The following is a 19,390-nucleotide window of genomic DNA, read 5'->3' as shown; positions in this document are numbered from 1 at the left end:
GTCACGACCTCGTTCGAGGCGCGCACGCAGGTTCTGGGTGCCCCGAAGACCGACCGTTCAGTGCGTGACGTGGACATGGTGCCGACCGTGCGCCGGGTGCTGGAGACGTTACCCAGCCGCATAGCCGGCGGGCTGGTGTTCCCGCGGACGGACGGCCGCATATTTAGCCGCGACACGATGTATGAGGCTTGGCAACGCACGCACCGGGTCACCGGCGTGCGCCCGATCCGCCCCTACGACTTGCGTCATATGTTCGCCTCGCTGCTGATTGCGGCTGGAAAGAATCCTCTGCACATCGCCCGGCAGATGGGACACTACTCGGCCGGGTTCACGCTTGACACCTACGGCCACCTGATGGAGTCGATCCCAAAGCGCCAGGTCGAGTGGATCGACGAGTTGGTTTTCCCGGAGGGGTTCGAGGCTGCACTCAATTTGCACTTGTCCGGTGCTCTCCGGGGTGCAATGGGCGACAATGCCGTGCAACCGGTCGGGAGCGGAAAACGCTTGATAGATAAGGGCGAGAGCCACGTAGTGCAGTAAGGTGCAACCGGGTGCAAAGGGGCCCCGCCAGGTTCGAATCCTGGCCCCCCAGCCACGTACTCTTCCCCGATGGTAGTTCGCGGCGACCCGGCCGCCTTTGCCGGCGACGAATTGCTCGGCCGCCTGGCGCAGTTGCGGCAACTGCTTGATGTTCCGGATGCCCTGCTCAGTGTAGCTGCCTAGGATCACGTACGTCACCATCGGGCAACCAATCCGCGGACGGCCCGGGCTGCGAATATCGCGGTGACGGACGAAGCCGCCCGCGCGCGCACGGCCGACGGCACCGCGGCTTCCCCGACCACGACAGGGGGTGGCACTATGGCACGAATCAGGCTCTGGCTTTCGGCCATGGCACTGCTGGCGCTGGCCGCGCTGCTCGTCACACCCAGGCTGCTCGTCGCGTCCAACCACGACGACGGCGAACTGGACCTCAAGGGCCGGGCCCTGCACACGACCGATTTCTTCGTGTTCCGTGAGCAGGACCAGAATCCCGCGGCGTCCGCGGACGATCTGGTGTTCATCATGAACGTCAACCCGCGGTCGCTTCCACGCCAGACCTACGACTTCAGCACCAACGCGCAGTACGACATCCATGTGACCCGGGCCGCGGGCAACGACGCGATGCCGACCGGCAAGACCGATGCGTTGCTGCGGTTCGAGTTCGGCGCTCCGGCGAAAGACGGCTCGCAGGCCATCAAGGTAACGGCGATGCGGGACGGCGTCACCGGCGCGAGCACGATGGGCGCGGCGCGCACCACCCCGCTCGGCGCGGCGGGGGCGCCGATCGTGACCCCGGTCAACGTCGCAGGGGGAACGATCTCCGTGTTCGCCGGACTGCGCGAAGACCCGTTCTTCTTCGACGTTGAGCAGTTCTTCCGGGTCCGCGCGGGCGCGCTCGGAATGGGCCCCAAGGTCGGATTCCGGACCCCGGGCTACGACTTCACCGCGGGCTACAACGTCCTGTCGATCGCCGCTCGCGTGCCGCGCGCCTGGCTCGCGGGCTCGAGTTCCGCGACGACGTTCGACGCCTGGACAACCGTGAGCGTCGGCGGCAAGCAGGTCGCGCGGCTGGCCCGGCCGGCCATCGGCGAGGGCCTGCTGACGACCACCGCGTACCAGAACGCGCTGAACGGCGTCGGCCCGGGCTTCGAGGCCGCGGCCCTCGCCGGACACAAGCCCGAAGCGGACGCGGCGGGTCCGATCGTCGCCGAGGCCAAGCACACGCTCATGGCGTTCGGTAACGACGACAAACGGGCCACCGCGCTCCTGCTCGCGTTCCTGCCAGACGTGATGCGCATCGACACGACGGGGCCGAGCGGCTACGCGGCCGCGTTGAACAGCAAGGGAAGCCCGATCCGCGGGCGCAAGATCACCGACGACGTGATCCACGTCACTCTGTCCGTAGTGACGAACGGCGCGGTAAAGACCGACAACGTGACGTACGCCGGCCCCAACGGCGGCGGGACCGCACATAAGCCGCTGCTCACGTCCTTCCCGTACCTGTCAGACCCGAACTAGGCTGCCACCCCGGGCGCCGGCGGCTGCGGATGCCGCCGGCGCCCGCCGGACACACCTGCCGCCGGCACTCGGCGGAGATCGAGACACGGTCCTGTGGAGGTACCCAGCATGCACGCGACACGGCGGCGTTCGTGGATGCTCGCGCTCACGGCGGCTGCGCTGCTCGCGGCCGGCGCCGTTCTCGCCCGCGGCGCTCCCGCCGGACACGCCGGCTCGCCGTTCCGGTACCGCTTCGAGCGTCCGCCCCAGGGCGCGATCACGAACCTGCTGCGGGCCGAGATTGCGTTCTACGAGGACCGGCTCGCGCGAAATCCCGACGGCGCCCTCGACCGGGCGGGCCTCGCCGGCGCGTACTTGAAGGAGGCCCGCGTCACCGGCGATATTCGCTGGTACCTGCTGGCCGACCAGACCGCCCGGGCCTCGCTGGCCCGCCTCAACGTCAACAACGAGGGTGCGATCCTGGCGCTCGCCCGCGTGGCCGAGGCCCGGCACGACTTTGCCGACGCGATGCGTCTCGCCCGGGCGGCCGGCCCGAGCGGAGAGGCCCTTCCGATCATCGTCACATCCAACCTGGCCCGGGGCGACGTACCTGCGGCGTCGCGGGCGGTCCGGGCGCTCATGGCCGCCGATCCCTCCCTGCGGGCCTACGCGCTGCGGGCGCTGGTCGAGATCGCGCAGGGCCGGGACGCCGAGGCGGAAGCCGACTACCGCCGCGCGCTGGCGCTGGAGGAGCCGGAGGAAACCGCGAGCTCGACGTGGGTGCGCAGCCTCTACGGGCGGTTCCTGTATCAGCACGGACGGTTCGATGAGGCGCGCGCGCTCTTCACGGAGGCGCTGCGGATCCTGCCGCAGTATCCGCTCGCGCTGACCGATCTCGCGGTGTTGGAGTTGCGCCAGGGCTGGTACGAGGCGGCGGTCGACCACCTCACGCGCGTGGTCACGGTCACGCGCGACGCGCCGAACGTCTACGATCACGTGGTCCTGCGTGGCGTCGCGCAGGCGCGCGATTTCGAAGGCCGTCACGCCGAGGCCGCCCGATTTTGGGCCGACGCCGAGACGCGGCTGCGCCAGGATGCGGCCTCCGGCGCGTATGGGCACCGCCGGGAGCTCGCGCGGCTGCTCTTGACCCGGGGGCGCGCCGCCGACCTCCCCGAGGCGCTCCGTCTGATGCGGCAGGAACTCGCCGTGCGGATGGACCCCGACACGCTCGACACGATGGCGTGGGCGCTCTGCCTCGCCGGACGGTGGGACGAAGCGCAGCGGGCGGAGCGCGCCGCGATGCGGTGGGGGGTGCGGGACGCGCGATACTTCTATCGCGCCGCGTTGATCGCACAGCAACTCGGCGACACGGAGGCCGCCCGGGGGTACCTGCGGCGCGTGCGCGCGGCCGATCCGGCGTTCGACGCGCGCTCGCTGCAGGTTGCACTCGTCGGGTTATAGCGGAGAGGAGACGGGACCATGACGCGACATTGGGGACGATGGATCCTGCCGATCACGATCGCGCTCCTGGCGCCGTGGCTGGCCGCGGGACCCGCGCACGTCGAGGCGCACTGGGCCGATCAGGCCGCCGCGGAGATCGCGGTCAACGGTGCCCGGGCGCGCGTCACACTGACTGTGCCGAGCGGTCTTCTCGCGTTCGCCGACGATCGCCACACCGGCCGCCTGTCCGGCGCAGCGATCCGGGCCCGCGAGGACCTGCGGCGGGTCCTCTCCGCGCACGTCCGGCTGTTCGCGCGTCTTCGCCACCAGGCGGGCGCCGGACTCGAGGAAGGCGCGCTGTCGGTCCAGCCGTTCGCCGGCGCACCCGCGGCGTCGGGCCCGGCCGGCCTCGCCCCGGCGACCCACACCACCCTGGTCCTCGCGTACGCGTGGCCGGCGCCGGTGGACGCGCTCACGATCCACTACGATCTCTTCCCGCCCGGCGCGTCGACCGCCAGTTGCCTCGCGACGATCCTGGCGGACGGCCGGGTGCACAACGTCGCGTTTACCCCAGGGCATGAACAGGCGACGATCGAACTCGGCCGTCCCGCGGTCTGGCAGGCGGCCGGGGGCTTCATCCTCATGGGCATCGAGCACATTCTCACCGGCTACGACCACATGCTGTTCCTGTTGAGCCTGCTCATGGTCGGCGCGACCCTGCCGCAACTGCTCAAGATCGTCACCGCGTTCACCGTCGCGCATTCGATCACGCTGTCGCTTGCCGTGCTCGGCCTGGTCGACCTGCCGTCGCGATGGGTGGAGAGTGCGATCGCGCTCAGCATTACCTATGTCGCCGCGGAGAACGTCTGGCGGGGCCGGGGGTCGCTCGGCTCGCGGTGGCTCGTGACGTTCGGCTTCGGGTTGGTGCACGGCCTCGGCTTCGCCTCCGCGCTGACCGAGCTGCACCTGCCCCGTGCCAACCTCGCAGCGTCCCTCCTCGGCTTCAACGTGGGCGTCGAGATCGGTCAGGTCTCGGTGATCCTCCTCGCCACCCTCGCGCTCGATGCGATTCGGGCGTACGGCTGGGCGCCCGGCTTCCGCCGCTGGGTCTCGGTTGCGGCGGCCTGTACGGGCCTGGTCTGGTTCGTGCAGCGCGCGCTCCTGGCATCATAACCGGCGCGACGGGTGGCCGCATGGAATCTGCCGCCGTCGGGGCGGTGTGCGACGGGCGGAGGACGCCGGCCGAGGCCTGGGACAGGGAGGGCCTCTCCGCGGCGCGAAGGAGGCCGCACGTCGCTGACCTGGCGGGGCCGATGATGGGGGGCACGGTTTCACTCCTCGACGGGGGCGAAGACGAGGCGCTCCTGCGGCGGACCGCGCAGTCGGACGCCGGCGCGTTTGAAGCGCTGTACGCCCGGTACAGTCGACCCGTCTACTCCCTCGCGATGGGCATGCTGCGGGACGCCGTGCTGGCCCAAGAGGTCACGCAGGACGTGTTCCTCGCGGTCTGGCGCGGGGCCGGTGAGTTTGACGCGGCGCGGGGGAGTGCGCGCGCCTGGATTCTGTCGGTGGCGCACCACAAGAGCGTCGACGCGGTGCGGCGGTCGCGGCGGCACCTTACCGTCCCGTTGCCCGAGGCGATGACCGGCGACGCGGACGTCATCGAGGCCGCGCAGGCCCGCGTCGACGCCGGCCGCGTCCGGAACGCACTCGAAACCCTGTCGGCCGACCAGCGCGCGGCGCTCGTGCTGGCCTACTACGGCGGCTACACTCAGCGGGAGATCGCGCAGCGTCTGGGCGTCCCCCTCGGCACGATCAAAACGCGCATGCGGGACGGTCTGCTGCGCCTGCGGACGGTCCTTCCCGCGGCGGCACCGGCCTGCCCCCGTCAGGGGGAGACGGCCCGATGACCCACGAGGAACTGCGGGAATCGATTGCGGGGTACGCGCTGCACGCGCTCGTCGCCGAGGACGCGCGCGACGTCGAGGCGCACCTCGCGACCTGTGAGGAATGCCGGCGCGAACTGGCACTCTTTGAGGAGGTCACCGCCTCGCTCGCGGCCGGGTTCGCGGAGCAGGAGCCTCCGGCACACCTGCACGGCCGGGTTCTGGACGCGGCGCGTCCGCGCCGGCGGGGCGGCGGGGGCCGGCCCGCGTGGGGACTTGCGTTAGCCGCGGCCGCGGCCCTCGTCGTCGTACTTGCCGGAGTCGCCGTGTCGCTCCAGCTGCGGCTGACCGCCCTTGCGACTCGGGCGGACGCCCAGGCTCAGGCGCTCGCGCTGCTGGCGAACCCCGCGTCGCACACCGTGACGCTCAGCGGCACGGCGGCGGGCAGCGTCCGGTTCGTGTTCGATTCCGCAAGCGGCCGGGGCGCGTTGATCGCCACCGGCCTCCGGGATCCCGGGCCCGACCTCGTGTACCAGCTCTGGCTCGTGGCCGGGACGACGCCGAAGAGCGCCGGCGTGTTTCGTCCGGCCCCGGGGGCACCGGTCATCGTCGCCGTCGGGGCCGACTTTGTACGGTATCGGGCCGTGGCCATCTCCGTCGAGCACGGGCCGTACGGCGCCGCGCGGCCCTCGGCTGCGCCGGTTCTCCTCGGCAGGTTAGGGGGAGGATAGTGTCCGCAAAACCGATGCCGTCCAACGCCTACCGCTTTGTCGAGCAGTGGACGATTCCGAATTTCCCGCCCCGGGACGTGTACGCGGTGATCTCGGACGCCCGGCTGCTCCCGGAATGGTGGAAGGGCGTGTATCTGGCGGTAGAGCCGCTCGACGGTGAGTGGGCGGCACCGCGGGTCGGCCGGCGGATCCGCGCCGTCGCCCGCGGATTCCTGCCCTATCGGTTGCATTTCATTCTGGAGTCGACCGTGCTGGAGCCGGACAGGGCGGTGGAGGTTCGTATCCGCGGCGACCTCGACGGCACTTGGCGGGCCGTTCTTTCCGCCGACGGTCCCGGCACCCGCGCGGACATCGAAGAGGAAGTCATTGCCGCGAAGCCCCTGATCCGGGTGTTCTCGCCGCTCCTCAAGCCGCTGTTCGCCTGGAACCACTACTGGACCACGCCGCGCGGTGAAGCCGGCCTGCGGGCGTATCTGGAGGCCGTCGCTACCCAACGATGAGGGCCACCGACACGGCAAGCAGCGCCCCCATGACGATGTTGAATGTTCTCCGTCTGCGGCGGCTGTGGAGAACGCGCTGGACGCCGGCTCCGAACGCCAGCCACAGGAAGCAGCTCGGCAACGCCGCCACAATGAACAGGCCGCCGAGGAAGGCGGCCTGCACAATGGGGCTCCCCCGGCCGGTGCCGAGAAAAGTGCCCGCGGCGATCGCACTCACGAGCCAGGATTTCGGATTGACCCACTGAAAGGCCGCGGCGCCGAGGAAGCCGACCGGATTCCTTTCCGGCATCGCTTCGCTATCGCTTGGAGACATGGCGATCTTCCACGACAGCCAGAGCAGAAATGCCGCGCCGCCCCAGTGGAGCGTCTTGAGCACCGGCGGGTGCGCGAGGACCAGGCTCCCGAGGCCGAGGGGTACTGCGAACATCATGAGACCCATGCCGGTCATGACGCCCATCAGACTGGGCAGTCCTCTCAGGACGCCGGCACGCGCACCGACCGCGGTCAGCATGATGTTGCTGGGACCCGGGGTGCCCGCGGCCGCGACGGCGAACAGCAGAAACGCCACGACCTGCTCGGTACGCGTGCACTGCCTCCATGAAGCGAGGGGCCCCTCGAGACCTCTCGCGGGGATGCGGACGATGCGGCCTTAGCAAACCAGATCGGCCGGCGCGGGTCTTGTACGATCGTGCCGGGGACGGTCGCGGGGTGGATCGCCGGTACGAACCGAAACCGGTGCGTGGTGTAGAGCGATACTCCTACCGCTGCGCCGGGTGTTCCTCCAACAGGCGATTGAGTTGCATTTCGATTGATACGCGCGGTTCTTCGTATTTCTCCTGGATCATGCCGACGAGCGTGTCGGCATCGCCGTTGACCTGATTGAGATCCTCGTCGCTCAACCGGTTCCAGTTGGCCTTCACGCGTTGCCGGACGGCCGGCCACCGGGTTTCGAACCGTGCTTTGTCCATGTCAATTCACCGCCGGGAAACCGATTTGTCCGCCGCCCATGAACAGACGGCGTCATACATGATTTCCCCAGGTCAGAAACCGGTGTTCGTTCGGTTGAAATACGAACATACGTTCGATATCATGGGGTCATCACGCGGCCCAGGTGAATCTGAAACAGTGGCAATGTCGCAAGCGATCCCGCTTTACAATCCCCGCCATGTGATTGGGTCTCTGCATGACGTCTCGACCGAAGTACTCCGGCCTGAGGAGCCGTGGTCTCTCGAATACCTGGCCGGCCGCCTGGTTGAGCTGGAAGCCGGCGGGAATGCCGCTGCGCTGACGCTGGCCTGCAAAGTCATCATCGATGCGCAACAATGCGGCGAGCCGGTGGCGTGGATCACGGCCGCGGACGATCGATCCGGCGTATTCTATCCGCCGGACGTCTATGACAACGGGGTCGATCTCGCCGCACTGCCGGTAGTTCGCGTGCCCGAGACGATCGCGGCGTTCTCGGCGGCCGATCTGCTCCTTCGATCGGCCGGGTTTGGTCTCATCGTGACCGATCTCGGGGCGCCGCAGGCCGTGGCGGCGACGGTACTCGCGCGGCTGGCCGGTCTCGCGCGGCGCCATCGAACCGCGCTGTTGTTCCTGACGCGGCCGTCCGGCGAACGTCCGCTGAGTCCAACCGGTGTGCGGACCACGGCGGACGACGCCACATATGCGGGGTCCCTCGGCTCGCTGATCTCTCTGCACGTGCGTTGCCTGCGGCAGCGCACGGGTCCCGATCGATTTCGCTGCGGGCTGGTCGCGTTGAAGGACAAGCACCGCGGGCCGGGCTGGCAGTATACGGAGCTGTGTCGTGGCGCGTCGGGCCTGCGCTGAGATCCCGGCGTTGCCTTTACAAGTATTGCTGCGCGGCCATCCGGAGTGGCGGAGATACCCGAGCGTGGTGGTCGCGGAAGATACGCCCCAGAGTCCGGTGCTCTGGGTCAATGCGCCGGCACGGGAGGCCGGGATCGCGCCCGGGCTTCGCTATGCGGCGGCGCTGGCGCTCGCCCCCCATCTCCGTGCCGGGACCGTTTCTCCGGCCGACGTCGCTCGTGCCGTCCGCGCGGTGACGGACGCGTTGCGCCGATTTTCTCCCCACGTGGAGCCGTCGGCGGACGAGCCGGGCGTCTTGTGGCTCGATGCGTCGGGCCTCGAGCGGCTGCACTCGTCTCTGGCCGAATGGGCGGAGGCCGTCCGGACCGATCTCGCGCATGCCGGATACGACGCGGTGATCGTCGTTGGGTTCACGCGCTTCGGAACATACGCGGCGGCCCAGGTCACACGCGGCACCCGCGTACTGGCGGACCCCGACGAAGAACGCGCCGTCGGCCGGCGCGTCTCCCTGCGTCATCTGCGCCTGCCGCCGGACACCCTCGACGCGCTCGGACGGCTTGGGGTGCGGACAGTGGACGATCTGCTCCGGCTGCCGGCCGGCGGAGTGCTGGAACGTTTTGGACCCGCGGCCGAGCGCCTCCACCGGCTGGCGTCGGGCGACCTGTGGACGCCGCTTGTACCGCTGCCGGCGACCGAGCCGGTGCGGCGGCACCTCGTGCTGGATGCGCCGGAATCGGATGCCCAACGCCTGTTGTTCGCCGTCAAGCATGTGCTGCATCCGCTATTGGCCCGGCTAGCACCGCGCGGGCAGGCGCTCGCCGCCCTGGATCTGCGGTTCCGGCTGGGGAAGGGCGAGTGGAGTGCCCATCTCATCCGGCCGGCATCACCGACGCTCGATGCGGTCCGGCTGGCCGATCTCGTGCGTCTGCGTCTCGACGCGGTGCGGGTTGATGCCGGCGTGACGGAGATCTTCGCGGAGGCCGCCGGCGTGCCGGCCGCCCCGGACCAACTGGCCCTGCTGCCGGAACACTCCTCCCGAGACGTCGAGGCCGGGACCCGCGCCCTCGATCGCCTCCGGGCCCGGTATGGTGACGGTGCGGTGGTGGGCGCGGTGCTTCGCGACGGGCATTTACCGGAAGCCCGGTTCGGGTGGGAGCCGGTCGCGCACCTGCGCCTGCCGCGGCCCCGCTCTGTCGGAATGCGACCGCTGGTCCGGCGGATCTTCGAGCGGCCGGTGCCGCTGAAGCGGTACGTCGCGATCCCGGGTGAGCCGTCCGCCGCCGGCGGCCCGTTCATCGTCTCGGGCGGCTGGTGGGCCTGTCCCGCCTGCCCCGCGCCAGACGGGGCGCATCGGACCTACTACTTTCTGGAAGGTACGCACGGAGAGTTGCGGTGGGTGTTCTACGACGCCGTGCGCCGGCGCTGGTATCTGCACGGGCGCGTGGAGTAACGCACGACGATGCCGTACACGCCATTGTGGTGCAAGACGCATTTTTCGTTTCTCGAGGGGGCCTCGTCTCCCGAAGAATTGGTCGAGGCCGCATCACGGCACGGGCTCACGGAACTCGCGGTGACCGATCGCGACGGCGTGCACGGGGTAGTGGAGGCCCACCTCGCCGCGCGCGGGCGCGGCATCCGGTTGATTGTCGGGGCGCAGGTGACGGTCGCGTCGTCACCTCCCGCGGAGGCGATCATGGGCGTCCGCGAGGCACATCAAACGACCTCGTCACAGTCGGTCGCGTCGTCACCTCCCGCGGAGGCGTCGAAGATGCGGCATCCGCCGGTCCCGTTTCGGGCCGGCGATTCGACATTGCTTCTCCTGGCCGCGGACCGGCACGGCTATGCCAATCTCTGCCGGCTGTTGACGGTCGGGCGCCGGCGCTCTCCCAAAGGCGAGAGCCGTGTCACCTGGCGGGAAGTCGCCGGCCACGCCGGCGGGCTCCTGGCGCTGTGGGGCGGGGAGGCGAGCCTGCTCGCCGCCGACGGCCCCAAGCCGGATGACGCCGCGCACGACCTGCGTGACGCCTTCGGGGACCGGGTATATGCGATGGCCGCCCGGCACCGGCGGGACGTCGAGGTGGTCCAGGAACGCCGGCTCCGCGCGCGGGCGGCGCGGTACGGGCTGCCGATCGTGGCTGCGCACGAGGTGTTGTATCATGCGCCGGCGCGGCGTGCGCTCCAGGATGTGCTCACCTGTACCCGGTACGGGATCGAACTCGCGGCCGCCGGCACACGGATCAAGCCGAACGCGGAACACGCGCTCAAAGATCCGGGCGCCTTCGACGCGCTGTTTGCCGACGATCCCGGCGCGGTCCGCCGAACCCGCGAGGTCGCCGACCGGTGTGCGTTTGCCCTCACCGAACTGCGGTACCGGTATCCGCTCGAACGTCTCCCCGAGGGCGCGACGTCGGCCGGGTGGCTGCGGACCCTCACGTTCGCCGGGGCGGGGGGGCGGTACGGCGGCCGGGTGCCGCCCGAGGTCACCGCGCAGCTGGACCGGGAACTGGCGATCATCGCGGACCTGGACTACGGCGGCTACTTCCTCACCATGCACCAGATCGTCCAATACTGCCGCGCGCACGGCATCCTCTGCCAGGGGCGCGGATCGGCCGCCAACTCCGCCGTCTGCTACTGCCTCGGCATCACGGCCGTCAATCCGGTGCGGACCGACCTGCTGTTCGAACGGTTTCTCTCGCGCGAGCGGGCCGAGCCGCCGGACATCGACCTCGACGTCCAGCACAACCGCCGGGAAGAGGTAATCCAGTGGATCTATGAGACGTACGGCCGCGACCGCGCCGCGATGGTCGCCAATTTCATCCGCTACCGGTTCCGCTCGGCGGTGCGCGACGCCGGCAAGGCGCTGGGCCTGCCCCTCGTGGCGCTGGACCGCGTCGCGAAGCTCGTGTGGCACGAAGACGATTCGCGCCTCCCGCGGCTGCTCGGCGACGCGGGCCTCGATCCCGCGCGGCCGCTTCACCGACACCTCGTCCGGCTCGCCGCCGAGATGCAGGACATCCCCCGGCATCTCTCGATCCACCCCGGCGGCTTTCTGCTGGGCCACGAGCCCGTGTCCCAGATCGTGCCGATCGAGAACGCGACGATGCCCGACCGCACCGTGATTCAGTGGGACAAGGACAGCGTCGAGGGCCTCGGGCTCTTCAAAGTCGACGTGCTGGCGCTCGGCGCGCTCTCGCACCTCGATCTCGCGTTCCGGCAACTCGACGAAGACGGCGCCCGCGCCCCCGACGGCCGCCCGCTCTCCATGGCCACGATTCCGGACGGCGACCGCGAGACGTTTGCGATGATCTCGCGCGCCGACACGATCGGCGTGTTTCAGGTCGAGAGCCGCGCGCAGATGTCGATGCTGCCGCGCCTGTGCCCCAAGACCTACGACGATCTCGTCGTTCAGATCTCGATCGTACGGCCCGGGCCGATCGTCGGCGGCATGGTGCATCCGTACCTCCGCCGGCGCGCCGGGGAGGAACCCGTCGAGTACCCGCATCCGTCGCTCGAGCCCGTGCTGGCGAAGACGCTCGGCGTGCCGATCTTTCAGGAGCAGGTGATCCGCATCGCGATGGTCGCCGCCGACTACTCGCCCGGCGAGGCGGACCAGTTGCGCCGCGACATGGCCGCGTGGCGCCGCTCGGGACGGCTCGAGCGCCACCACGATCGCCTCGTGTCCGCGATGACCGCCAAGGGCGTGACGTCCGAGATGGCGGAGCGGGTGTTCAGTCAGATCCGGGGATTCGGGGATTATGGATTTCCGTTCAGTCACGCCGCCAGTTTCGCCCTCATCGCGTATGCGTCCGCGTATCTCAAGTGCCACCATCATCCGGAGTTCACGTGCGCGCTGCTCAACGCGCAGCCGATGGGTTTCTACGCACCGTCGACGATCGTCGATGATGCCAAGCGCCACGGCGTCGAAGTGCGCCCGATCGACGTCACGGCAAGCGAGTGGGACTGCACGCTCGAGGACCGCGGGGGCGCGGATGTTGCCGCGGGGTCCGAGCCCCGCGCCGTCCGGATGGGCCTGCGCTACGTCAAGGGGCTCGCCGAAGACGGCGGCCGGCGGCTGGTGCAGGCTCGGGCCGAGCGGCCATTTCAGTCCCTCGACGATCTCATCCGCCGCACCCGGCTCGACGCCGGCGCCCTCGTGGAACTGGCCGAGGCCGGCGCCTTCGAGGCGTTGGGCGCCGATCGCCGCACGGCACTCTGGCAGGTGCGGGCGCTTGCGCGCCGGAGAGACATCGTCCTCCCGGTCCAGATGCGCGAGCCGGCGCCGGTGTTCGACGGGCTCGGCGCCTACGAGACCATCGCGTGGGACTATCGGGCGTCCAGGCACAGCACCCGCGGGCACCCGCTGTCGCCGATGCGCCCGGCGCTGCGCGAGGCGGGCCTGCCGGACGCGCGGGCGGTGCTGGCGATGCGGGACGGTACCCGCGTCCGCTACGCGGGGATCGTCATCTGCCGGCAGACCCCCGGGACCGCATCGGGCGTCACGTTCATGACGCTCGAAGACGAAAGCGGCTTCGTCAACCTCGTCGTCTGGCCGGCCGTGATGGATGCCTACGCCCGGCTGGCGCGGGCCGCGGTCTTCCTCGGCGTGACGGGGCGCATCCAGCGGCAGCACGAGATCGTGCACGTCATCGCCCGGAAATTTTGGCGTCCCCGCGCGAGGCGCGGGGCGCGGGATGCGCCGCCGCCGGCAGTCACGAGCCGGGACTTCCGGTGACGGCCCCGGGGGCCCCTGTCGATTTTCCGGGCCGCCAAACGACTATCCGGTGTTACGGCACCCCGGTTCGAGCGGGAAGATCATAGTAGACACTGTGGGAGGGACACATGACGACGAGAACGGAGTACGCGCACGGCGAGTTTTCCTGGGTGAACCTCGGCACGACCGATCCCGCCGCGGCGAAGCGATTCTACGGAAGCCTGTTCGGGTGGCAGTTTGACGACATGCCTGCCGGCCAGGGCATGACGTACACCATGTGTAGGTTAGGGGACCACTACGCGGCAGGGCTCTTTGCCCTGGAGCAGATGCAGGCGCGGGGGGTCCCGGCGCACTGGATGCCCTTTGTCAACGTGCTCAACGCGGACGAGGTCGCCGCAAAAGCCTCGCAGAACGGCGGCAAGGTCCTGATGGGTCCGGACGACGTGCTGACCGTCGGCCGGAGCGCCGCGATCGCGGATCCCACGGGCGCGCGCCTCGCGATCTGGCAGGCAAGGGACCACAAGGGCGCAGGGGTCGTGAGCGAAGAAGGGGCGATATCCTGGAATGAACTGTTGTCGCCTGACGTCGACGCGGCCGGCCGGTTCTACCGGGCGACATTCGGTTGGACGTCTGACGTGGTCGACGTGAGCGAGGACAGCAGTTATACGATTTTCAAATCGGGCACCACCATGATCGCGGGCATGATGGCGAGACCGCCGCGCCTCAAGGATGTGCCGCCGAACTGGCTCACCTACTTCGGCGTCGCTGATTGTGACGCGGCCGCCGCGAAGGTCACGCAGCTCGGGGGGACGCTGATGCAGCCGCCGACCGACATCCCCAACGTCGGCCGCTTTGCGGTCTGCCGGGACGGCCAGGGCGCGGCCTTCGCCATCGCGCGCTTCAATCCGCCGGCTTCGTAGACCGAACATCATACGGGTGGTGGGCCGGCACCGCCGGTCCACCACGCCCGACAGGGATAGATGCGGCGGACGCCCAAGCAGGGACCACGGGAAGACGGGATCGGGGCATGGCATCCGGGACCACACAGTCGAGCACAATGACCAGCGTCCGGCTGCCGCCGGCCTTGGCCGGCGGGATCGGGGCCGGGGCGGTCGCCGGCCTGGTCAACATCGCCTTGGTCATGGAGCTGCACTCGCGGTTCCCGCCGCTCGAAGCGACCGGCTGGTCGTCCGTCGTCGCGGGCCTGTTCGGCGGTCTCGTCTATTGGATGTGGAGCCGCGTCTCACCGCGCCCGGTTGCGGCGCTGTGGCTGACGAGCTTCCTCGTCGCGACGGCGGATACCGTCGTCATCTTCACCCTTCCGCTGCCGACCGCCGGCCGGCACCTCGGCCTTGCGCCCCTCGCGGGCATCGTAACGCCGCTCCTGCAGATCCTCGCGCTGTTCGGCGTCGGCGGATCGGCGCCGTTCCACCTGCCGGCGGCCGCCCGGCCCGCGTTTGCCGCTGTGCACTACGCCGCCGCGATCGTGGTGAGCCTCCTGATCCCGGTCTTCGCCCGTCCCAGAACCGGCTGAGTGTCCGCGCCGTCACAATTTGTCCTGGCCGCGGCGCACACCGGCGCCGGCAAAACGACCGTGACCGCGGGGGTGATCGCGGCCCTCCGCCGCCGGGGCCTGCGTGTCGCCCCCTTCAAGGTCGGTCCCGACTACATCGATCCGGGCTTTCTGGGTCGTGCCGCCGGGCACCCCGCCCGGAACCTCGACGCGTGGCTGCTCGATCCCCCAACCGTCCGCTGGCTGTTCCACCGGCACGCGGACGCGGGAGAGGCGGCCGTTGTCGAGGGGATGATGGGTCTCTTCGACGGGCTCACGGGAGGCGACGACACCGGCAGCACGGCGCACGTCGCGCGGCTGCTCGATCTGCCGGTGATCGCCGTGCTGGACGCCTCGCGCGCCGCCCGTAGCGTCGGCGCCGTGGCGCGCGGCTGCCAAGTGTTCGACCGCCGCGTGCGGATCGCCGGCTGGATTCTGAACCGCGTCGCCGGCGACACGCACCGCCGCTGGGTGGCCGATGCCGTCGAGGGCGCCACCGGCCGTCCGGTCCTCGGTGCGCTGCCGGACGATCCCCGTCTGGCGATCCCGGAACGCCACCTCGGTCTCGTCCAGGCCTCCGAGCGCGCCTCGCTCGGAGGCCTCCTGGCGCGCCTGGGACACGAGGTCGAGCGGCGGTTCGATCTGGGGCGTCTGCTCCGGATCACCCGGGTGCCCCGCCCGGGGGGCGCACGGCTGCTTCCCCCCGCGCTGGCCCGCGTGCTGGTGCCGCCCCGTCTTGCGCCGCGTCGCGCGTGGAAGGCCCGCGCCCTCGCCGGCCCGCGGCCGTCGCCGGGGCGGCCCGTCATTGCGTGGGCGCGCGATGCCGCATTTACGTTTCACTACGACGACAACATCGAACTGCTCGAAGCGCTCGGCGCCCGGGTCGTACCGTGGAGCCCGCTCGCCGACCGGCGGCTGCCGCACGGGACAGGCGCGGTCGTGCTCGGCGGAGGTTATCCGGAACTCTTCGCCGCGGCGCTGGCCGAGAACCGTCCGGCGCTCGACGCGCTCAGGACGTTTGCCGGCGCCGGCGGCGTGGTGTACGCGGAATGCGGAGGCTTCATGTATCTGGCGCGCGGCGTTGCGGTCGACGGCCGCCGGCACCGGCTGGCCGGCATCGTCCCGGCGTGGATTCGGATGCACGCCCGGGCGCGGGTCGCGTACGTTCGCGCGGAGATGCTCCGCGACACGATTTTGGCGCCCCGCGGCACGATCGTACGAGGGCACGAATTTCACGCGTCGTCGCCGGCGTCTCCGCCCGAGGCGGACCGGGCGGCGTACCGGCTGCGGGATGCGCACGACTCCGGCCTGCCTGGCCTGCCCCCCACCGGGGGCCCGCGGGCGCCGGCCCGCCTCGAGGGGTACGGCCGGAGCGGCGTGCTCGCCTCGTACGTGCACCTGAATTTTCTCAGCGATCCGCGGCTCGCATCGCGTTTCGTCGCGCTCGCGGCGGCCGTCCCCGCGGCCGCGGGGACCCGCCGCAGGTAGGCCGCGGCGCGGCCACGAATTTGGGTTCGCGCGGCCGCGACCGCGCGTTGCGGCGCGGGTCGGGGGAGGCACATTTTTTTGGCTCACGCCGCAGGCACAGACCGGACGGCGGCCGTGGTGCTGGCCGCGGGCAAAGGTACTCGGATGCGCTCGGAGCTTCCCAAGGTGCTGCACCCTCTTCGCGGACGTCCGATCGTGGCCCACGTCGTCGAGGCCCTCCGCCGGGCCGGCGTCCGGCGGCCCCTGATCGTGGTCGGTCCCGACCACCGGCGTGTCCGGGAAGCGCTGGGCGACGAGGTGGATTACGTCATCCAGCGCGATCCGCTCGGCAGCGGGCACGCGCTCCTCCAGGCGGTGCCGCGCCTGCGGGACCGGGCCGTGGCGTACGTGCTCAACGGGGATATGCCGCTGGTGTCGCCTGAGACCCTGCGTGCGCTGCGGCTCCGCGTGCGCGACGGCGCGGCCGCGGCCGTCGCGGCCGGGACGCCGGCCGACACCCGGCGCTACGGGCGGATCGTGCGCGCCGCCGACGGACGGTTTCTCCGCATCATCGAAGACGCCGACGCGACGCCCGACGAGGCGGCGATCCGAGAGGTCAACGCGGGATTTTACTGTGTCCGGGTCGCCGAGATCGCCGGCTCCCTCCGGCGGGTCCGGCCGGCGAACCGGCAGGGCGAGTATTATCTCCCCGACGCGATCAACATGCTCGCGGCCGCGGGGCGTCCGGTGGCGGTGGTGCCGGTTGCCGATCTGGAGGAGCTCGCCGGCGTCAATACGCGCGCGGAGCTGGCGGCCGCCGACGCGATCCTGCGCCGCCGGGTGCTTGAGCGATTGATGGACGGCGGGGTGACGGTGCTCGACCCCGCAACGACATTCGTCGACGACACGGTGAAGGTCGGCCGGGACACGGTGCTGCACCCCGGGACGTTCCTCACCGGCCGCACGGTCGTCGGCCTCAACTGCACGGTCGGGCCCGGCGCCCGCGTCCACGACTCCGTCCTCGAACGCCGGGTCCGCGTGTGGGACTCCTGGGTCGAGGAGAGCCGGATCGGTGAAGGGACGAGGGTGGGGCCGTTCGCGCACCTGCGTCCCGGCACCGTCGTCGGGCGCGACGTGGAAATCGGCAACTTCGCGGAATTGAAAAACTCGCGGGTGGGCGACCGGACCAAGGTGCACCACAAGAGTTACCTGGGCGACGCGCAGATCGGGGTCGAGGTGAACATCGGCGCCGGCACGATCACCTGCAACTACGGCCTCGACCGGCGCAAGCACCGGACCACCATCGGCGACCGGGCCTACATCGGGAGCGACTCGATGCTGGTGGCCCCGGTCCGGATCGGCCGCGAGGCGGCCACAGGGGCCGGGTCCGTTGTGACGAAGGACGTCCCCCCGCGGCGCGTGGCCGTCGGCGTGCCGGCGCGGGTCATCCGGTCGCTCAACGGACGGCGGTAGGGGCACAGAGGCACCAGGGAAGGAGCGGCGATGGCCGACCCTCAGATCCGGATCTTCAGCGGCACCAGCAATCCGGACCTCGCCCGGGGCATCGGCGAGTACCTGGGGCTGCCGGTGGGCGCGATCCACGTCTTCCGGTTTGCCGACGGGGAGATCGGCGTCCGCATCGAGGAGAGCGTGCGCGGCCTCGACGCCTTCGCCGTGCAGTCGACCTGTCCACCGGCGAACGAGACGCTCATGGAACTGCTGATCATCATCGACGCGCTGCGGCGGGCGAGCGCCGCGCGCGTCACGGCGGTGATTCCGTACTTCGGGTATGCACGCCAGGATCGCAAGATCAAGCCGCGGGAGCCGATCTCCGCGAAGCTCGTCGCGAACCTTTTGACGACGGCCGGCGCGGATCGCATCCTGACCGTGGACCTGCACACCGGACAGCTGTGGGGGTTCTTCGACATCCCGCTCGACCATCTGCCGGCGCGGATGATCCTCGGCGACTACTTCCGCTCGCTCGCGCTCGAGCATCCGGTGATCGTTTCCCCGGACATCGGCGGCGTCAAGCGGGCGCGGGAGTTCGCCCAGTACCTCGGGGCGCCGCTCGCGATCATCGACAAGCGCCGCGACCGCCCCAACCAGGTCGCCGAGATCGTGCACGTGATCGGCAAGGTCTACCGGCGAACCGCGATTCTCGTCGACGACATCATCGACACCGGCGGGACCCTCACGCTCGCGGCCGAAGCGCTGATGAAGCGCGGCGTCCGGGCGGTGTACGCCTGCTGCACGCACGCGATCCTCTCGCCGCCCGCGCTCGCGCGGCTCGCGCGGTCCCCAATCGAACAACTGGTGGTCACCGATACCATTCCCGTGCCGCCGGAGAAGCGGACGGCCAAGCTCGCGGTGATCTCGGTGGCCGGCCTCATCGGCGAGGCGGTGCAGCGGGTCCACGCCGAGCAGTCGGTGAGCGAGCTGTTCGGGGCGCCCCGCGTGATGCAGACGGCGACCGAGGGCGAGTAGCCGGGGCCGCCCGCGGTGACGATCTCACCGTTCCTGGTCGCCGGCGCTATCGGGCTCGGCATCGCCTATGCCGTGACGCCGATCGTGGTGTGGGTCGCCACGCAGTTGGGGGTGCTCGACCGTCCCGGCGGCCGCCACATCCACCGGGCTCCGGTGCCCCGGCTCGGCGGCGTCGCCATCTACGTGGCGTTCGTCGCCGCGGTCCTCGTCGGTCTGCCGGTGGAACGGCCCATCCGCGTCGCGTTCGAGACGCACCGCATCACCGTCGTCATCCCGTACGTGCCGGCGATCGACCGGCCGATCGTGGCCCTCCTGCTCGGGGCGACGCTCATCACGCTCGTCGGCGTGCTCGACGACGTGCGGGGGACGCGGCCGATCGTCAAACTCATCGGCCAGGTGCTGGCCGCGGCGGTGCTGCTGCCGTTCGGGGTGGGCATGGACGTGCTCACGAATCCGCTCGGCGGCATGGTGTTCGTCGTCGGGCCGCTCGGGGCGATCGTCACGGTGGTGTGGGTCGTGGCCCTCTGCAACGTGATGAACCTGATCGACGGCGTGGACGGGCTGGCCTCGGGCATCGCGGCGATCGCCGGAACGACGCTGCTGGTCGCGGCGTATCACCGCGGCGACGTCGGGACGGCGATCCTCGCGGCCGCGCTGGCCGGCGGGGCGCTCGGGTTTATCCCGTACAACTTCAATCCCGCCCGCATCTTCCTGGGGGATACGGGCTCGATGCTGCTCGGGTATCTGCTCGG

Annotated in this window: 18 protein-coding genes; 16 read left to right on the top strand and 2 right to left on the bottom strand. The window is 70.5% G+C overall.

Annotated elements, in window-relative coordinates; translation table 11 throughout:
- The 7 genes from VGZ23_14705 to VGZ23_14675 form a co-directional block, all read left to right on the top strand.
- Positions 1–540 (top strand): tyrosine-type recombinase/integrase (locus VGZ23_14705; protein ID HEV2358841.1); only part of this gene is annotated, 540 nt, incomplete at its 5' end.
- A 318-nt stretch (positions 541–858) separates the two neighbouring features.
- Entirely contained in the window at positions 859–2,058 is a 1,200-nt protein-coding gene (locus VGZ23_14700; GenBank protein HEV2358840.1) for a DUF4331 family protein, read from the top strand.
- A 108-nt stretch (positions 2,059–2,166) separates the two neighbouring features.
- The gene (locus tag VGZ23_14695) at positions 2,167–3,498 is read left to right on the top strand and encodes a tetratricopeptide repeat protein (GenBank protein HEV2358839.1); all 1,332 of its coding nucleotides are present in this window, start codon (positions 2,167–2,169) and stop codon (positions 3,496–3,498) included.
- An 18-nt stretch (positions 3,499–3,516) separates the two neighbouring features.
- Positions 3,517–4,650 (top strand): HupE/UreJ family protein, encoded by a 1,134-nt coding sequence (locus VGZ23_14690; GenBank protein HEV2358838.1) that lies wholly within the window; start codon positions 3,517–3,519, stop codon positions 4,648–4,650.
- Between the two features lie 20 nt (positions 4,651–4,670).
- Positions 4,671–5,387 (top strand): sigma-70 family RNA polymerase sigma factor, encoded by a 717-nt coding sequence (locus tag VGZ23_14685; protein HEV2358837.1) that lies wholly within the window; start codon positions 4,671–4,673, stop codon positions 5,385–5,387.
- Positions 5,384–6,094 (top strand): anti-sigma factor, encoded by a 711-nt coding sequence (locus tag VGZ23_14680; GenBank protein ID HEV2358836.1) that lies wholly within the window; start codon positions 5,384–5,386, stop codon positions 6,092–6,094. Before VGZ23_14685 ends, VGZ23_14680 begins: the two co-directional genes overlap by 4 nt.
- Entirely contained in the window at positions 6,094–6,594 is a 501-nt protein-coding gene (locus tag VGZ23_14675) for an SRPBCC family protein (protein ID HEV2358835.1), read from the top strand. Before VGZ23_14680 ends, VGZ23_14675 begins: the two co-directional genes overlap by 1 nt.
- Here VGZ23_14675 and VGZ23_14670 read toward each other — a convergent pair.
- Together VGZ23_14670 and VGZ23_14665 are read right to left on the bottom strand one after the other, a co-directional pair.
- On the bottom strand, positions 6,581–7,162 hold the full coding sequence (locus VGZ23_14670) for a LysE family translocator (GenBank protein ID HEV2358834.1): 582 nt from the start codon (positions 7,160–7,162) through the stop codon (positions 6,581–6,583). The two genes, VGZ23_14675 and VGZ23_14670, sit on opposite strands and share 14 nt — an antisense overlap.
- Positions 7,163–7,352: 190 nt before the next feature.
- Positions 7,353–7,562, bottom strand: a complete 210-nt coding sequence (locus VGZ23_14665; protein HEV2358833.1) for a hypothetical protein — start codon at positions 7,560–7,562, stop codon at positions 7,353–7,355.
- On the opposite strand from VGZ23_14665, the gene VGZ23_14660 reads away from it, so the two are divergent.
- From VGZ23_14660 to VGZ23_14620, 9 genes are all read left to right on the top strand, one after another.
- Positions 7,561–8,424 carry a recombinase A gene (locus VGZ23_14660; GenBank protein ID HEV2358832.1) on the top strand — a complete coding sequence of 288 codons (864 nt, stop codon included), beginning with the start codon at positions 7,561–7,563 and terminating at the stop codon, positions 8,422–8,424. The genes VGZ23_14665 and VGZ23_14660 overlap by 2 nt on opposite strands.
- Entirely contained in the window at positions 8,402–9,874 is a 1,473-nt protein-coding gene (locus VGZ23_14655) for a DNA polymerase Y family protein (protein HEV2358831.1), read from the top strand. The genes VGZ23_14660 and VGZ23_14655 overlap by 23 nt, the downstream gene beginning before the upstream one ends.
- A gap of 9 nt (positions 9,875–9,883) precedes the next feature.
- Complete coding sequence (locus tag VGZ23_14650) at positions 9,884–13,156, top strand: error-prone DNA polymerase (GenBank protein ID HEV2358830.1); 3,273 nt, start codon at positions 9,884–9,886, stop codon at positions 13,154–13,156.
- 107 nt (positions 13,157–13,263) lie between these two features.
- A complete protein-coding gene (locus VGZ23_14645; protein ID HEV2358829.1) occupies positions 13,264–14,055 on the top strand; it encodes a VOC family protein in 792 nt (263 codons plus the stop codon).
- Between the two features lie 107 nt (positions 14,056–14,162).
- The gene (locus tag VGZ23_14640) at positions 14,163–14,669 is read left to right on the top strand and encodes a hypothetical protein (protein ID HEV2358828.1); all 507 of its coding nucleotides are present in this window, start codon (positions 14,163–14,165) and stop codon (positions 14,667–14,669) included.
- A complete protein-coding gene (locus VGZ23_14635) occupies positions 14,670–16,175 on the top strand; it encodes a cobyrinate a,c-diamide synthase (GenBank protein ID HEV2358827.1) in 1,506 nt (501 codons plus the stop codon).
- 78 nt (positions 16,176–16,253) lie between these two features.
- Positions 16,254–17,627, top strand: coding sequence for a bifunctional UDP-N-acetylglucosamine diphosphorylase/glucosamine-1-phosphate N-acetyltransferase GlmU (gene glmU, locus VGZ23_14630; protein ID HEV2358826.1), 1,374 nt, complete (start codon positions 16,254–16,256; stop codon positions 17,625–17,627).
- Between the two features lie 30 nt (positions 17,628–17,657).
- Complete coding sequence (locus VGZ23_14625; GenBank protein HEV2358825.1) at positions 17,658–18,638, top strand: ribose-phosphate pyrophosphokinase; 981 nt, start codon at positions 17,658–17,660, stop codon at positions 18,636–18,638.
- A gap of 15 nt (positions 18,639–18,653) precedes the next feature.
- On the top strand, positions 18,654–19,390 hold a 737-nt coding region (locus VGZ23_14620; protein HEV2358824.1), incomplete at its 3' end, for an MraY family glycosyltransferase.

It is taken from the genome of bacterium (genome assembly GCA_035945995.1).
Taxonomy (GTDB): Bacteria; Sysuimicrobiota; Sysuimicrobiia; order Sysuimicrobiales; family Segetimicrobiaceae; genus DASSJF01.
The sequence above is the reverse complement of the archived record's forward strand: the minus strand, read 5'-3'. Positions and strand labels throughout refer to the sequence as shown.

Excerpts from the sequence above, each read along its gene's own strand:
- VGZ23_14700 (HEV2358840.1), top strand. The coding sequence starts at position 859 with ATGGCACGAATCAGGCTCTGGCTTTCGGCCATGGCACTGCTGGCGCTG.
- VGZ23_14695 (HEV2358839.1), top strand. The coding sequence starts at position 2,167 with ATGCACGCGACACGGCGGCGTTCGTGGATGCTCGCGCTCACGGCGGCT.
- VGZ23_14690 (HEV2358838.1), top strand. The coding sequence starts at position 3,517 with ATGACGCGACATTGGGGACGATGGATCCTGCCGATCACGATCGCGCTC.
- VGZ23_14685 (HEV2358837.1), top strand. The coding sequence starts at position 4,671 with ATGGAATCTGCCGCCGTCGGGGCGGTGTGCGACGGGCGGAGGACGCCG.
- VGZ23_14680 (HEV2358836.1), top strand. The coding sequence starts at position 5,384 with ATGACCCACGAGGAACTGCGGGAATCGATTGCGGGGTACGCGCTGCAC.
- VGZ23_14660 (HEV2358832.1), top strand. The coding sequence starts at position 7,561 with ATGTCAATTCACCGCCGGGAAACCGATTTGTCCGCCGCCCATGAACAG.
- VGZ23_14665 (HEV2358833.1), bottom strand. The coding sequence starts at position 7,562 with ATGGACAAAGCACGGTTCGAAACCCGGTGGCCGGCCGTCCGGCAACGC.
- VGZ23_14650 (HEV2358830.1), top strand. The coding sequence starts at position 9,884 with ATGCCGTACACGCCATTGTGGTGCAAGACGCATTTTTCGTTTCTCGAG.
- VGZ23_14645 (HEV2358829.1), top strand. The coding sequence starts at position 13,264 with ATGACGACGAGAACGGAGTACGCGCACGGCGAGTTTTCCTGGGTGAAC.
- VGZ23_14640 (HEV2358828.1), top strand. The coding sequence starts at position 14,163 with ATGGCATCCGGGACCACACAGTCGAGCACAATGACCAGCGTCCGGCTG.
- VGZ23_14625 (HEV2358825.1), top strand. The coding sequence starts at position 17,658 with ATGGCCGACCCTCAGATCCGGATCTTCAGCGGCACCAGCAATCCGGAC.